A 15447-nucleotide genomic window follows, 5' to 3' on the forward strand; every position below is an offset into this window, starting at 1 on the left:
CCGGGAGGACCGGCCCGCCCGTTCAGTGCGAGGCGTGCGCCCCGGCGGGGTGCGTCCGGCGCCACTCCATCCGGGCGCCGAGGGCACACAGGACGGCGACGAGGGCCGTGACGAGCACGATCACCCACTCGAGCGCTCCGCTCCCGGCGTCCGGATCGACGTCGAACAGGATCTCGATCCAGTCGTGCCAGACCAGGGTCACGACGAAGAGCAGTGCGGAGAGGGACCCGAGGGCCACCTCGATCCAGAAGCGGCGGCGGAGCGTTCCGGAGCCGCTGCTGCGCGGGGCTCGGGAGGTCATGGCATGTCTTCCCCTCTGTGCTGCCCGTCAGCGGCCTGCGCGGCCTGCTGCTGCGCGGTCGTGGGACGGACGACGTAGGTGCTCCCGCCCACCAGCCTGTTCTGTACCTCCTGGAGGACGTGGAACTCCACAGGCCGGTCCGGTGCGTCCGCGGGGAGGCGGACGTTGACGGCCAGCGCCCGGGAGCCGAGCTCGGGGTCGATGCGCACGCCCTTCAGTTCGTTCTTGCGGTGTTCATCGGGCTTCATCACGTACGAGCGGGCGAAGTCGAACTTCCGGATCCGTCCGTGGCGGTCGACGAACTGGTCGGGCAGGAACTCGTCCGCGTGATCGAGGAGTTCCACTCCGTGGCCCGGCGTCGGCCCCTGGGCGTTGCCCAGCTTCTCGAAGGCGATGTACAGCCGCGTGCCCTCCGGCAGGTTCGCCCAGTCGAACCTCACGTCGGAGGGCTGGGACGTGAACTTGACCTTGTTGAGCAGGATGAGGAAGGCACGGGACGGTGTGACGCCACCCGGCAGGGCGTCCTCGACCTGCAGGTTCTTCAGCACCGCGTGCTTGCGCATGGTGACGAGCGTCCCCACGTCGAAGATCTCGCCCGCCGCGATGGGGTCCTCGTCGCAGGAGACGACCGCCAGGATGCACGAGTGGGCGGCCGCCGTGGACGGAATGAGGAAGTCCCACTCGACCACTCCTGGCTCTGCGGCCTCCAGCCTGGCGATCGTCCTGACCGGGCCGAGCGGTGTGTAGGAGGCGCTGACGGGATCGGCGGCGAAGGGCTTGCCGTTGGACCAGAAGTCGGTGGGCAGCGGCGGCAGGTTCGCCGAGGCATCGGCCAGGAAGGCCCGTACCCGGACGTTCGTCGCCGCCCGCACGCCCCTGTTGTGCACCTGCACGTAGAAGCGGTTCACGGCCGTCCGGCGAGCCGTGCGGTGCGCCAGCCTGGCCAGCGCGACGTAGTCGCCGACCGGGCTCGGCGTCTGGTACCCCGGCTGCGGGGCGTCCACCAAGATGTCGGGACTCTGCCACCACCACATCGTGCCCGGTGTCGGGCTCGGGTCGAAGGGGTCCGCGACACCGGAGGGGGAGGGCTGCACCCGGCCGGAGTCGAGCACGGTGTCGCGCACGTACAGGTCGACCATCGCGGTCTGGGCCACGTCGACCGGCCGTTCCCAGACGCTCCTGCCGTGGGTGGCGGCGCGCAGCAGGCGGCGCTTGGCGTGCAGGGCCAGGTCGAACACGGGCGCGTTGGGCAGTCCCTGATCCCATGGGGTCCAGTTCAGGCCCGCGTCCTCGGTCCGGAACACGCCTCGGTCGGCGCCGCAGAAGAGCCGGTTGGGGTTCGTCGGGTCGATCACGATGGTGTTGACGGGATTGGCCTGGGCCAGACCGTTGGAACGCGAGGTCCACCCGGTGTCGGCCGGGCCCCGCCGGTAGACGTGGTCACAGCTGAACTCGCCGGGTTCCAGGGCGTTCAACATGCCGGCGATCGTGACCCAGACGGTCCCTGCGGGGTCGACGGCGATGTCGGACACGCACACCAGGGGCAGGGCCGGACCGGTCAGGTCCGTGCGCGTCACGTCCGCGGGGTTCCATGTCGCCCCGGTGCGCCGGAACCGGTACACGCGTCCGTTGGCCGTCCCGGCGTAGACGGTGTTGCTGTCGCCCGGATGGACGGCGATGGCGGTGATCGCCGGACCCGGCGCCGACGTGACGGCGGTCCAGGTGTCCGCGCTGTTCGCACTGCGCCACAGCTGGTCGCCGCCGAAGTAGCAGGTGGTTGCGGTGGTCGGGTCGAGCGCGAACGGTGCGTAGAACGGGACCACGCCGCCGATTCCGGTGTTCTTGAGGAGCCAGGACGCACCGGCGTCGTCGGAACGGTAGATGGTCTCGTTGGTGTACTCCTGGTACATCCGGACCGGCTTCGACGGATCGATGGCGGTGAATCCGCCGTCACCATAGGCCGACACCGTCCACGCCGGTGTGCCTGCGTAGCGGTGCACGCCGTTGTCCTGTGTACCTCCGATCAGCACGTTCTCCCACTCGGGGTGCTGAGCGATGGAGTGGAACTGCAGCGTTGCCAGGTCCCGGTTGCGGTCGGTCCACGTCACGCCGGTGTCGGTGGAGATCTGGATGCCCCCGTCATTGGCGTCCCAGCAGACGGCCGGGTTCACGGGATCGAAGACGAAAGCGTGGTGGTCGGCGTGGACGTTGGACACCGGCTCGAACACGCCACCCCCCGTGCTGCAGCGCCACAGGCTCCGCTCCGCGACGAACAGCACGTTCGGGTCCGTGGGGTGCACCGCCACGTGCAGGGCGTAGAAACTCAGGCCGGTGAAGGAGAAGACCGCGGTGTGGGTGTGGCCCGTGGCGTCGCTGCTCGTCGTGAGCGTCACGCGCCCGCCGCCGGCCAGCCTGGCGAACTGTTGCGCGGTGAACGAGACGACATGGGTGTGGGGCGTCGTTCCCCCCGAGGTGGTCGTGTAGGTGTGGGGCGCCGTGGGTGCCGTCATGTCCGCCGCGGGCACCGTGACCGAGTGGGAGTGCCCCGAGTCGAAGGATGTCCCGGCTCCGGCGGCGGCATCGAGGCGCATCGGTACGGCCGCCCAGGTACTCCCTCCGTCCGTCGTCCTCGCCAGTGCCGCGAAGCCCGGGTAGGTGGCGAACAGGGCGAATGCGACATCGGGGTTCCCCGCCTGCTGGGCCATCGCGACCCGCTCGAACTCCAGGCGCGCCGGCAGCCCCGTGCCGGTCACCGCTGTCCACGCGGACCACGACCCGGATGTGCGGGTGCTCGTCCAAAGGGCTTCGCCGTACTGGGCGGCGACGACCCTCACGGTCCCGGGCGGTCCCGGGGCGCGGAACACCACCATGTCGGTGAACTCGCCGACATGGCTCCGGCGCGTCCAGTTCACGCCCCCGTCGGAGCTTTCGCAGACACCGATGCCGGACGACACGAGCAGCCGCTTGCCCGTGCCGTCCGTTGGGTCGAACACCACACGGGTGATCGGTGTCCTGTCGAAGAACGCTGTCGCCAGTTCGGTCCAGGTGTCTCCGCCGTCGTGTGAACCCATGAGACCGGCGCCGTAGTACGTGTCGTGAGTGGCCTGCTGCTCACCCGTCCCGGCCACGATGTGGAGGTGGTCGGAGGGGTCGATCGCCAGCGCCCCGATGGCCAGACTGCGCTGGTAGTCGGACTTCGGCGTCCACGTCAGTCCCCGGTCCGTGCTCTTCCACACCCCGCCGTTCGCCGTACCGAGGTAGACCGTGTCCGTGTCGGTGGGGTCGACGGCGACCGCGAGCGCGCGGCCGCTCCACGCGACGTTCCAGGCCAGCACCGGCCCGGGACCCATCGGTGTCCAGTTGGTCCCACCGGGAACCGGTGCCGACCGGGTCGTTCCGTCCGGATCCCGGCCGGCCGCGGCCCGCAGGCCCGCCTCCAGCCGGTCCCGGCGCTCGCGGAGCGCCCGGACATCCGACACCTGAGCCTCGCGGGCACCGGGAGGGATGCGGCCGATGTGACCGAAGCGCCGCTCCCACAGGTACCGCTCGCGTTCGAGAGGGGCGTCTCCCTCCTCGTGGGGCTCGCCGTCGGCTCCCTCCTCCGAGCCCAGCGCAGGCCGGTCGTCCCCCGTGTCGGGGCGCACCCGCACGGTCACCGTCACGGGCGCGGCGTTCTCTTCCTCACCCTGCACGTAGTGCGTTCCGCGCTGTGTGTACGCCGCCGCGATGTGGTGGTCGCCCGGGTCCAGGCGGAAGGTCGACAGGCGGCAGACGAAGGCACCGGTGCCGTCGGGCACGACCGCCTCGCCGGTGGCCGGCCGGACGTCGGCCCCGTCGTACCGCTCGGCCGTGGGCTCGTCGCCGGCCCCGCCCACGTCGGGAACCGCGAGCCCCTGGAGCACCCGGTCGGGCAGTACCGCCAGTCCGTCGACCGTGAGCCGGACCGGCCAGCTCTGCCAGCCCGAGCCGCGGATCTCGATCGACATCCCCCGAAGACACGTTCGCGGGCCGACCTCGAGGAGAGGAGCCTTGGCAGCGTCCCCTCCGGACCGGCCGGTGTTGCTTCCGTAGCCGTCCATGTCTCCACGATAGGAGCGGGACACCGGCGGTTCCTGTCCAACCTTCAATGGTTGAAGGGGAATCGGGGCAGTGGCAGCGCCTGCCACACACCGTCAGGGAACGACGTGGCGGAACGGATGAACCGTCAACCGGCTGTGAACCGCGCGCCGGCCGCCGGCGCGGCGCGCAAGCAGGCGCTCCCGGACGCAACCCACACGGGTTGTGCCCTTGCGCCGTCCCGGGGAACCGGGGTTGACCCGTGCGGGGCCGTTCCGTCAGCGTCGGGGCGTGGTCCACCGCATCCTCGCCCGGGCGCTCGCCGCCCTCGCCGCGCTGCTGCCCGCTCCCGGCGCCGCCGCTCCCGCCCCGCAGCCCGCCCTGTACGTCCCCGAGCCCAACCCGGCCGCCGGGCGGCAGGCCCGGGAGCTCGCCGACCGCGGCCAGCACCGCGAGGCCGCCGGGATCCTGGCCATGGCCCGTACCCCGCACGCCGTCTGGCTCGGCGACCAGACCCCTGCCCAGGCCGAGGCCGAAGCCCGGGCCACCACGACGGCCGCCGCCCGCGCCGGCACGCTGCCGGTGCTGGTCCTCTACAACGTGCCCGGCCGCGACTGCTCCCAGTACAGCGCGGGCGGCGCGGCCGGCACCGCCGCGTACCGCTCCTGGATCGACGCCGTGGCCCGCGGCATCGACGACCACCGCGCCCTCGTCGTCCTCGAACCCGACTCGCTCGCCCTGCTCCCGCGCGAGTGCGCCGGCGGCGGCGACGCCCTCGGCCGCACCAGGACCGCCTCCCGCTACACCGAGATCGACTACGCGGTCCGCACCCTGGAGTCCAAGCCGGCCGCCGACGTCTACCTGGACACCGGACACGCGGGCTGGCACACCGTCAACAACATCGTGCCGCGCCTGCGTCAGGCCGGCGTCGAGGCGGCCACCGGGTTCGCCGTCAACATCTCCAACTACACCACCGACGACGACAGCACCTGGTTCGCCCACCTGGTCTCCGCCTGCCTCCGGTACGCCGACCAGGGCGGCGACAGTGCGGACTGCCCCGACCAGCGGCGTCCCCGAGGCGAGGCCCGCGCCTGGATCGCCGCCCGAGTGGGGGCACCGGATCCGGCCACGATGAAGCACTTCATCACCGACAGCAGCCGCAACGGACAGGGCCCCTGGCAGGCCCCGGCCGGCCGCTACGGAGACCCCCAGGAGTGGTGCAACCCGCCGGGCCGCGGCCTGGGCGCCCGCCCCACCACCGCCACCGGCGACCCGCTCCACGACGCCAGACTGTGGATCAAGACGCCGGGGGAGTCCGACGGCGCCTGCCTGCGCGGCGGCCGGGGCCCCGAGGACCCCGCGCGGGGCACCGTCGACCCGAAGGCCGGCGAGTGGTTCCCGGAACAGGCCCTGGAACTCGTGCGCCTGGCGAAACCGGCCATTCTGCGGTAACCGGGCCGTAATGACCCATTAGGGTCTTGATCATGCTGGACATCCGAGAGGTGCCCGAGGACGGCATCGACGCCGCGCTGGAACTCGCCTACCTGGTCTTCCACGACCGCCCCGAGGAACAGGTCCGCGAACGCCACCGCGAGCTGCTCCGCGGGTGCGACCGCCTCGGCGCGTACGACGGGACCACCCTGGTGGGCTTCCTCGCCGCGCACCCCTTCCGGCTCTCCGTACCGGGCGCGGACCTGCCCTGCCCCGGTCTCACCTTCGTCGCCGTGGCCCCCACCCACCGACGCCGCGGCGTGCTCACCGCGATGATGGCCGCGCGGCTGGACCGGGCCGTCCGCGACGAGCACCCGGTCGCCGCCCTCTGGGCCTCCGAGACCGCCATCTACGGGCGGTTCGGCTTCGGCGCCGCCACCCAGGGGGTCGGCGTCGAGATCGACGCCACCCGCCCCCTGGCCCTGCGCATCACGCCCGACCCGCGCCCGCTGCGCCTGGTCGCCCCCGACGAGGCACCCGCACTCCTCGGCCCCTACTTCGAACGCACCCGGACCCTCCGCGCCGGCCGGACCCTGCGCGACGAGGCCCGCTGGCGCGCGGACTGGCTGGCCGAACAGGACGAGGAGGACGACGAGCTGGGCCCGCCCCGGATCCTCGCCCTCGGCGACCCGCTCGCCGGGTACGCCGTCTACCGCAGCAAGACCGAGGACCTGCCCGGCGCCCCCGGCCGCAGCCGCGGGGTCGTGCAGGTCCACGAACTGGAGGCGGACACCCCCGCCGCGGCCGCCGCCCTCTGGCAGTGCCTGACCGCCCTCGACCTGGCGGGCACGGTACGCGCCTGGGGCCGGCCCGCCGACGACCCGCTGCTGCTCTTCGCGGCCGACCGCGACCAGGTGCGCGCCACCGAGCAGTTCCCCGCCCTCTGGGTGCGCCTGGTCGACGTCCGCGCCGCGCTGGCCGCGCGTTCCTGGGCCGCCCCGGTGGAGCTGGTGCTGGAGGTGCGCGACGACCGGCTGCCGGCCAACGCGGGGCGGTTCCGGCTCAAGGCCGGGCCGGACGGGGCCGCGTACGAGCCCGTGCACGAGGCGCCCGACCTCGTCTTCGACGTACGGGACCTGGCCGCCTGCTACCTCGGCGGGACCCCGGTCGGGGCGCTGGTGCGGGCCGGGCTGGTCGACGAGCACACACCGGGGGCGGCGGAGTGGTTCGACGCGGCACTGCGCACCGGGCTGCTGCCGCACACCCTCGACGAGTTCTGACCCGGCGCGGCCCCGGTCCGGCCCTTCACGGACCGGCCGGGGCCGCGCCGGATCAGGCGGGCTGGGGGCGGAACAGCCGTACCGCGGAGGACCCGAGGCCGGTCGGCAGCCCGACGTCCGAGGACAGCCGGACGGCCGGGGCCGGTCCCGCGTCCGGGAGGGGCGCGGCGCCGGCCGCCGGGCCGGCAGCGGCGTCCCCGCCCGTCACCCGGGACGCGTACTCCTCGTCGTACCGCCGCGTCTCCCGGTGCCAGTGCAGGACGCCCGCCATCCAGTCCTCCAGCTCCCGCACGTACGCGTCCATGGCGGCCCGGCCCGCCCGGTCCAGCCCGCGGTCCTCGTACAGCACCGGCAGCTGGTGGTCGCGGATGTGCTCGAACTCCCGGGTCCGCTGCCGGAGCAGGTCGGTGACGATGCCGAAGGCCGCCGGCGGCTCGATGCCGAAGAAGGTCTCCGTGACCAGGACGTGGTTGTGCACCTCCCCCTCGAACTCGATCTCCTTCCGGTACGAGAACAGGTCGTTGACCATGCAGGCCACGTCCGCCGCGGCGGTCTCCAGCGACCGCACCACCCCGTCCGCGAACACCTCGTCCGGCACGCCCAGTCCCGCCTGCCCCTGCCGCACCAGGAACATGGTCAGCCCACTGCCGAAGGTGTGCCGGCGCATCTCCGCGTAGTCGACGGGGTCGGGGACGCGGTTCAGCGTGGTGTTGTCGACCTCCCACACCCAGCTCTCCAGCATGTCGGCCAGGGCGGCCCGGAACTCCTCCCGCACCGGCCCCGTCATGCCGGCCACGCTGTGCGCCCACAGCTCCCTGAGGCTGCGCTCCAGCGGGATCAGCGGCTCGGGCGCGTCGGCCGGGTCCAGCGGCACCATGGACAGCAGCCGTACCGTGGCGGTACGGGCCGCCTCGGGCGACCTGGTCGCCCCGAAGGCCGCCGGGTAGTAGTCGTCGGCGTACGTGCCCCAGGCCAGCCAGCGGGCGCTGACGTCCAGTTGCTCCGGCGTGGCGTCCGGGTCGATCGCCGCGGAGCAGAGCGCGAAGTCGAAGGCCAGCAGCCGGTCCTCGTCCCAGATGCCGGAGGCCGGGTCGCCCGGGTACGGGTCCAGCAGGCCCATCTCCCGGCACCACTCCACCAGTCCGGCCCGCGCCCGGTCGAGGTGGGGGCTGGAGGAGACCGGGAAGGGCAGCGACACCTCGGGCCGCGCGACGGGACCGACCGGCCGGAACGGCACGTGGCCGAGGCTCCGCCGGCGCAGCTCCGCGGCGCGCGGCGCGAACACGGACCGGATGTCCAGCGCGGCGGTCCCCGGACCGCTGTGCGTCACGGCGCCCGGGGCGCCCGCGGACCCCGGCGCCGGCACGGGCAGCGGGACGGTGGCGGTCGGCCGGGCGTGCTCGTTCATGTACCGGCTGGAGACCATGTGCCATTCGTGGCCGCCGGACTGCCAGTCCTGGAGGCCCTTGGCGTACGCGAGTACGGCGGCCAGCTCGGGCGCCGTGAGCCCGTGCTCGGCGGCCAGCGCGGGCACCTCGGCGAGCGCCGTGTGCTCGAACTGGTGCAGGCGGGAGGTCAGCAGGTCGTTCGAGACGTCGGCGGCCTCCTGGGTGGTGCAGCCGAGGAAGGTCTCCAGGACCAGTACCGCGTTGGAGAGTTCGCCCTCGTCCTGCACCTCGCGCTGGTACGAGAACAGGTCGTTCCTGATGTGCACCGCGTCCGAGAAGGCGTCCCGCAGCACCCGGAGCGGCCGGGCGTGGGCCACCCGCGCGGGCACCTCGGCCGCGGCGTACTCCACCAGCCCGGCCGACCAGGGCGCGCCGCCGACCTTGCGGCGCATCTCCACGTACTCCAGCGGGTTGGCCACCCGCCCGATGCCGATGTTGTGCAGCTCCCACATCGACTCGTGGAGGAGGTTGCGGGTGCTCTCCGCGAACCGGGCCCGCCAGTCCGGCGACATGGCCGGCACCGTGCGCAGCCACAGGTCCTTCAGGCCCGCCTCGACCGGGTTCGACGGCTCGGGGAAGCCGTCGGCGAGGTCCATCGGCATGAACGCGGCCAGCCCGTCAAGATAGGTGCGGGCGCCCTCACGGTCGTTGGTGCGCTTGAAGAACTCCAGGAAGTGGTCGTCGAAGAAGAAGACCCACACGTACCAGTCGGTGATCAGGGACAACGCGTCGGCGTCGCAGTCCGGGTGCGTGTACGCGCACAGCAGCGCGTAGTCGTGGGAGTCGAGGTCGCTCTGCTCCCAGACCCCTGACCCCTCCAGCATCCCGAAGCCGCGGGCCCACTCCGTGCTGTGGGCCCTGGCCTGCTCCACGTGGGGGTTGAGTCTCGCCGGATGGGGCACGTAGAAGTCCGGCAGGTGGAACGGCTGCGTCACGGAGGGCCCGGCCTTTCACTTCGCTTCGTCGTCGGGTCGCGTCCCGTCGGGCGGAGGGTGACCGTTTCCCCGGTCCGCGCGCGAGATCGGCAGTGCCCTACCCCCGACCCGGCCCGCCCATGGGACGGTTCACCGCATCAGGTGAAAGCCCGGCGACCCGCTGGCGGTTCAGCCCGCGCCGTGCAGCGTCCGGTCCGGGTGGGCCTTGCGCCAGGCCTCGATCGACCGGTCCCAGCCCTCGCCGGTGAGGGCCGTCAGGGAGGCGGGGAACAGCCCGTCCTCCTCCTTGGCGATGTGGTGGTGCAGCTCGTCGACCGCCCGCCGCAGCCCGGTGACGTCCTCGGGCCTGGCCAGGTCCACCCGCTCCAGGAAGGCCGCCAGTTCGCGGTGCTCCCGCTCCAGCGCCGCGATGTACTCCGCGTACTCGGGATCGTCCCGCATCACGCGGAACAGCCCCTCCTCCTCGCCCTGCCAGTGGGCCAGCAGTTCCACGGCCATCGCCGACACCAGCTCCCGCGCGCGCAGCGGGTCCCCCGCGTCGAGGGCGCGCAGCGCGTCGCCCGCCGCGTCGGTCACCGTCTCGTGCTCGGCGACGAACTCCTTGATGAGCGGGATCTGCCGGCAGCCGCAGTAGTGACACATGAGGGGCGGGCTCCGTTCCGTGGGAGGAGGTCCTGTGACGTCCTTCCCATTGAACGGGGCCCGCCCCCCACGGCCGCGTACGGCGCGCCCGGTCCCGGGTGCGGCTGCGCCGGGGCGCCTCGGGCGGCGCCCGGACCCGGGACCGGTACCGCCCGGTCGCGCCGGGCGCGCCGTACGGTCTCCGCTACTCCTGCCCGGCCTGGCCCTCCAGGTCGCCCTCGGTGTCCAGGAACACCTGCCGCAGCGCCTCGATCACCTGCGGGTCCGGCTTCTCCCACAGCCCGCGGGACTCCGCCTCCAGCAGCCGCTCCGCGATGCCGTGCAGCGCCCAGGGGTTGGCCTCCTTCAGGAAGGCCTGGTTCTCCGGGTCCAGCACGTACGCCTGGGTGAGCTTGTCGTACATCCAGTCCGCGATCACGCCGGTGGTCGCGTCGTACCCGAACAGGTAGTCCACCGTCGCCGCGAGTTCGAAGGCGCCCTTGTAGCCGTGGCGGCGCATCGCCTCGATCCACTTCGGGTTGACCACGCGCGCCCGGAAGACCCGGGAGGTCTCCTCGACCAGCGTGCGCGTGCGGACCGTCTCCGGGCGGGTCGAGTCGCCGATGTACGCCTCCGGGGCGGTGCCCCGCAGCGCGCGCACGGTCGCCACCATGCCGCCGTGGTACTGGAAGTAGTCGTCCGAGTCGGCGATGTCGTGCTCGCGGGTGTCGGTGTTCTTCGCCGCCACCGTGATCCGCTTGTACGCCGTCTCCATCTCGTCCCGCGCCGGGCGGCCGTTGAGGCCCCGGCCGTACGCGTAGCCGCCCCACACCGTGTACACCTCGGCCAGGTCGGCGTCCGTGCGCCAGTCCCGGCTGTCGATCAGCTGGAGCAGGCCGGCGCCGTAGGTGCCCGGGCGGGAGCCGAAGATGCGGGTGGTGGCCCGCCGCTCGTCGCCGTGCTGGGCCAGGTCCGCCTGAGCGTGCGCCCGTACGTAGTTGTCCTCGGCGCTCTCGTCCAGCGAGGCGGCCAGCCGCACCGCGTCGTCGAGCAGCCCGATCACGTGCGGGAAGGCGTCCCGGAAGAAGCCCGAGATGCGCAGCGTCACGTCGATGCGCGGGCGGCCCAGCTCGGCGACCGGCACCGGCTCCAGGCCGGTGACCCGGCGCGAGGCCTCGTCCCACACCGGCCGGACGCCCAGCAGCGCGAGGGCCTCGGCCACGTCGTCGCCTGCGGTGCGCATGGCGCTCGTACCCCACAGGGACAGGCCCACGGAGGCCGGCCACTCGCCGTTGTCCGTGCGGTAGCGCTCCAGCAGCGAGTCGGCGAGCGCCTGCCCGGTCTCCCACGCGAGGCGCGAGGGCACGGCCTTGGGGTCGACGGAGTAGAAGTTCCGGCCGGTCGGCAGCACGTTGACCAGGCCGCGCAGCGGCGAGCCCGAGGGGCCGGCCGGCACGAAGCCGCCGTTCAGCGCGTGCACCGCGTGGTCCAGCTCGTCGGTGGTGGCGGCCAGCCGCGGCACCACCTCGCGGGCGGCGAAGGCGAGTACGTCGGCCACGCCGGCCGGGTGGCCCTCGGCGACCCCGGCCACGGCGGCCGGGTCCCAGCCCGCCGCCTCCATCGCCTCGACCAGCGCGCGGGCCGTCTCCTCCGCCTCGTCGGCGGAGGTGCGGGTGGCCTTGGACTCGTCCAGGCCCAGCGCCTCGCGCAGGCCGGGGAGGGCCGTCGTACCGCCCCAGATCTGGCGGGCCCGCAGGATCGCCAGCACCAGGTTGACCCGCTCGGGGCCGGTCGGCGCGCCGCCGAGCACGTGCAGGCCGTCGCGGATCTGGGCGTCCTTGACCTCGCACAGCCAGCCGTCGACGTGCAGCAGGAAGTCGTCGAAGCCGTCGTCGTCCGGACGCTCCGCCAGACCGAGGTCGTGGTCGAGCTTGGCGGCCTGGATCAGCGTCCAGATCTGGGCGCGGATCGCGGGCAGCTTCGCCGGGTCCATCGAGGAGATCTGCGCGTACTCGTCGAGGTGCTGCTCCAGGCGCGCGATGTCGCCGTACGAGTCGGCGCGGGCCATGGGGGGCACCAGGTGGTCGACCAGGGTCGCGTGCACCCGGCGCTTGGCCTGGGTGCCCTCGCCCGGGTCGTTCACCAGGAACGGGTACACCAGCGGGAGGTCGCCGAGCGCGGCGTCGGGCGCGCAGGCCGCGGAGAGGCCGGCGTTCTTGCCCGGCAGCCACTCCAGGTTGCCGTGCTTGCCGAGGTGGACCATCGCGTCGGCGCCGAAACCGCCGTCCTCCGCGGCCGCCTGGATCCAGCGGTAGGCCGCCAGGTAGTGGTGCGAGGGCGGCAGGTCCGGGTCGTGGTAGATGGCGATCGGGTTCTCGCCGAAGCCGCGCGGCGGCTGGATCAGGATGAGCAGGTTCCCGCGGCGCAGCGCCGCGAGGACGATGTCGCCCTCCGGGTTGTGCGTGCGGTCCAGGAACATCTCGCCCGGCGCCGGGCCCCAGTGCTCCTCGACCTGCTCGCGCAGCTCCGCGGGGAGCTGGGCGTACCAGCGCTTGTAGTCGGCGGCCGGGATGCGGACCGGGTTCCTGGCCAGCTGCTCCTCGGTCAGCCAGTCCTGGTCGTGGCCGCCGGCCTCGATCAGGGCGCGGATCAGCTCGTCGCCGTCACCGGAGACCAGGCCCGGGATCTCCTCCTCCGGCCCGAAGTCCCAGCCCTCGGCACGCAGCCGGCGCAGCAGCGCCACCGCGCTGGCGGGGGTGTCGAGGCCCACGGCGTTGCCGATGCGGGAGTGCTTGGTGGGGTACGCGGAGAGCACGAGGGCCAGCCGCTTCTCGGCGTTCGGCAGGTGGCGCAGGCGGGCGTGGCGCACGGCGGTGCCGGCCACGCGGGCGGCGCGCTCGGGGTCGGCCACGTACGCGGGCAGGCCGTCCTCGTCGATCTCCTTGAAGGAGAACGGCACGGTGATCAGCCGGCCGTCGAACTCCGGCACGGCGACCTGGCTGGCGGCGTCGAGCGGCGAGAGGCCCTCGTCGTTCTCCGCCCAGTCGGCGCGCGAGCCGGTCAGGCAGAGCGCCTGGAGGATCGGCACGTCGAGCGCGGCCAGCGCGCCCGCGTCCCAGGACTCGTCGTCGCCGCCGGCCGAGGCGTCCGCGGGGCGGGTGCCGCCGGCGGCCAGGACGGTGGTCACGATGGCGTCGGCGGAGCCGAGTTCGGCCAGCAGCTCCGGCTCGGGGCTGCGCAGCGAGGACACGTACAGCGGCACGGGCGTGCCGCCGGCCTCGACGACCGCGTCGCACAGGGCGTGCACGAAGGCGGTGTTGCCGCTCATCTGGTGGGCCCGGTAGTAGAGCACGGCGATCCGGGGCGCGTTCGGGCGGGGGCGGCCGGGCTGGGGGCGGCCGGGCTGGGAGCGGCCGGGCTGGGAGCGGCGGACCGTGAGCGCCGGGTCGCGCTCCAGCGCGCCCCAGGTGGGCGAGGCGGCGGGGGGCTCGAAGCCGTGGCCGGTGAGCAGCACGGTGTCCGAGAGGAACCGGGCCAGCTGCTCCAGGTTGGCCGGGCCGCCGTGCGCGAGGTAGGCGTGGGCCTCGGCGGCGATGCCGATCGGCACCGTGGAGGCCTCCATCAGCTGGGCGTCCGGGGCCTGTTCGCCGGTGAGGACCACGACGGGCTTGGTCTGGCCGGGGGCGAGGAGGAGGTCGAGGCCCTCCTGCCAGGCGCGCAGGCCGCCGAGCAGGCGTACGACGACGAGGTCGGCCTCGTCGAGCAGCGCGGGCAGGTCGTCCAGGGGGAGCCGGGAGGGGTTCGCGAAGCGGTACGGGACCGGGCCGTCCGACGCACGTGCGCTCAGCAGATCGGTGTCCGACGTCGACAGCAGCAGGATCATGCGGCGTCCGGCCTTCCTCGGGGTTTCCGCGCCCCGGGCAGTGAAGGCGGCGGGAGTTCCTGGCTCACCCGGGCGCCGCGCGGGGCGGGCACCGGGGCTCACAGTGGCGGGACCGCGCCGGATTCACACCGGGCTTCCTCCCATGACGCCGCCTTCGGCGGTGCCGGGCCAGACGGCCCGACGGGGAGCATCTTAGTGCGGGGGGTGGGGGGCGGGGGAGTGGGGGTTGGGGGCGGGGGAGGGTGGGGGCGTGGAGGGTGGGGGCGTGGGGGGCGTGGGGGGGGGCGTGGGGGTTGGGGGTTGGGGGCGCGGGGGGTGCCGGCTGTGGGGGTGCGGGGCTGCGTGAGCCTGTCGCGTGTTCCGGCTTCCTGCCCGACGGTCTGTTCCGAGTGCGGGCAGCGGGGCCTGCCTGCGGTGCTGCGGGGCTGCGGGCCTGCGGTGCTGCGGTGCTGCGGTGCTGCGTGAGCCTGCCGCGTGTTCCGGCTTGCCGCCCGACGGCCTGTTCCGAGTGCCGGCAGCCGGGCCTGCCTGTGACCTGCGGGGCTGCGGGGCTGTGGGGCTGCGTGAGCCCGTCGCGTGTTCCGGCTTGCCGCCCGACGGCCTGTTCCGAGTGCGGGCAGCCGGGGCCGCCTGCGGGCCTGTGGTGCTGCGTGAGCCCGTCGCGTGTTCCGGTTTCCCGCCCGACGGCCTGTTCCGAGTGCCGGCAGCCGGGCCCGCCTGCGGGCCTGCGGTGCTGCGTGAGCCCGTCGCGTGTTCCGGCTTCCTGCCCGACGGCCTGTTCCGAATGCCGGCAGCCGGGCCCGCCTGCGGGCCTGCGGTGCTGCGCAAGCTTGCCTGCCACGGCCTGCTCCCGCTTCCCGCTCCGGCTTCCCACCACCAGCCCGTCACTTCCCCCCGCGCCAGCCCCCCACTCTCCGCCGCACCCCCGCCCGCCTTCACTCTCCGCCCCGTCCCGGTCCACCCCATTTGTGCTGGGGTGATGCCGCGTTGGTCTGGTGGCGTGCTGGGGACGCGACTTGTGCCCCCAGCGCCGTCGGTCGCCCGACACGCGTACCGCGGTTCGCTGCTGGGCGCCCCCGGTGGCGGCGGGGACGTGGTGTCCGAGGCGGGTCCCGAGTCTTGGCCCGCCCGGCGCTTGAGGGCACAAGGGGTCCGGGGACCGCCCCGGTGAACGGGAGAAGGGCGGGGAGGGGCTGCTCGGCGCAGCGGCCACGGCCCGTCCGGCCGCAGTGGCTCCGCGCCTGGTCCGGGGCGGGCGACGGGGCCGGTGCCGGTGCCGGCGCCGGGGCCGGACCAAGGGCTCCCGTGGCCCGCATCGGTACGGCGCCCCGCGCCGGTGCCGGGGGCGAGCCGGTGCCCGAGGAGCCGGTGGTGCTGGGTGGCCGGTCGTGTGGTGTGTGGGTCCCCTCGGTGCTTGACCCGTCGTGGCCTGCAGGCCCTGCGGCAGGCCCACCCCTGGGGCAAGGGGGCTTCGCCCCTGGCCTTCGGCCAC

At 73.8% G+C, this 15447-nt stretch carries 7 protein-coding genes and 1 riboswitch; of the genes, 2 read left to right on the forward strand and 5 right to left on the reverse strand.

Features of this window, described 5'->3' with window-relative positions; genetic code table 11:
- Window positions 1-22 precede the first annotated feature (22 nt).
- Together ACIQUQ_RS34200 and ACIQUQ_RS34205 are read right to left on the reverse strand one after the other, a co-directional pair.
- A complete protein-coding gene (locus ACIQUQ_RS34200) occupies window positions 23-301 on the reverse strand; it encodes an ABC transporter permease (protein ID WP_403983888.1) in 279 nt (92 codons plus the stop codon).
- The gene (locus tag ACIQUQ_RS34205) at window positions 298-4287 is read right to left on the reverse strand and encodes a WD40/YVTN/BNR-like repeat-containing protein (protein WP_403983890.1); all 3990 of its coding nucleotides are present in this window, start codon (window positions 4285-4287) and stop codon (window positions 298-300) included. The genes ACIQUQ_RS34200 and ACIQUQ_RS34205 overlap by 4 nt, the downstream gene beginning before the upstream one ends.
- Before the next feature lie 361 nt (window positions 4288-4648).
- Here ACIQUQ_RS34205 and ACIQUQ_RS34210 point away from each other — a divergent pair, with 361 nt between their 5' ends.
- Both ACIQUQ_RS34210 and ACIQUQ_RS34215 read left to right on the forward strand, forming a co-directional pair.
- Complete coding sequence (locus ACIQUQ_RS34210) at window positions 4649-5809, forward strand: glycoside hydrolase family 6 protein (RefSeq protein ID WP_403983892.1); 1161 nt, start codon at window positions 4649-4651, stop codon at window positions 5807-5809.
- Window positions 5810-5841: 32 nt separating this feature from the next.
- Complete coding sequence (locus ACIQUQ_RS34215) at window positions 5842-7068, forward strand: GNAT family N-acetyltransferase (protein WP_403983894.1); 1227 nt, start codon at window positions 5842-5844, stop codon at window positions 7066-7068.
- Window positions 7069-7120: 52 nt separating this feature from the next.
- On the opposite strand, the gene ACIQUQ_RS34220 is transcribed toward ACIQUQ_RS34215, so the two are convergent.
- The 3 genes from ACIQUQ_RS34220 to cobN all read right to left on the reverse strand — a co-directional run bounded on the left by ACIQUQ_RS34220 (window position 7121) and on the right by cobN (window position 13955).
- Window positions 7121-9451: a germacradienol/geosmin synthase gene (locus ACIQUQ_RS34220; RefSeq protein WP_403983896.1), complete on the reverse strand. Its 2331-nt coding sequence runs from the start codon at window positions 9449-9451 to the stop codon at window positions 7121-7123.
- A 168-nt stretch (window positions 9452-9619) separates the two neighbouring features.
- Window positions 9620-10093, reverse strand: coding sequence for a hemerythrin domain-containing protein (locus ACIQUQ_RS34225; RefSeq protein WP_403983898.1), 474 nt, complete (start codon window positions 10091-10093; stop codon window positions 9620-9622).
- A 184-nt stretch (window positions 10094-10277) separates the two neighbouring features.
- On the reverse strand, window positions 10278-13955 hold the full coding sequence (gene cobN, locus ACIQUQ_RS34230; protein WP_403983900.1) for a cobaltochelatase subunit CobN: 3678 nt from the start codon (window positions 13953-13955) through the stop codon (window positions 10278-10280).
- 53 nt (window positions 13956-14008) lie between these two features.
- Window positions 14009-14095: riboswitch (cobalamin riboswitch) on the reverse strand.
- Window positions 14096-15447 lie beyond the last annotated feature (1352 nt).

Origin of the sequence: Streptomyces sp. NPDC101118 (genome assembly GCF_044759445.1) — a bacterium.
In the GTDB taxonomy this organism is placed as follows: Bacteria; Actinomycetota; Actinomycetes; order Streptomycetales; family Streptomycetaceae; genus Streptomyces.

Excerpts from the sequence above, each read along its gene's own strand:
- ACIQUQ_RS34200 (WP_403983888.1), bottom strand. The coding sequence starts at position 301 with ATGACCTCCCGAGCCCCGCGCAGCAGCGGCTCCGGAACGCTCCGCCGC.
- ACIQUQ_RS34205 (WP_403983890.1), bottom strand. The coding sequence starts at position 4,287 with ATGTCGATCGAGATCCGCGGCTCGGGCTGGCAGAGCTGGCCGGTCCGG.
- ACIQUQ_RS34215 (WP_403983894.1), top strand. The coding sequence starts at position 5,842 with ATGCTGGACATCCGAGAGGTGCCCGAGGACGGCATCGACGCCGCGCTG.
- ACIQUQ_RS34225 (WP_403983898.1), bottom strand. The coding sequence starts at position 10,093 with ATGTGTCACTACTGCGGCTGCCGGCAGATCCCGCTCATCAAGGAGTTC.
- cobN (WP_403983900.1), bottom strand. The coding sequence starts at position 13,955 with ATGATCCTGCTGCTGTCGACGTCGGACACCGATCTGCTGAGCGCACGT.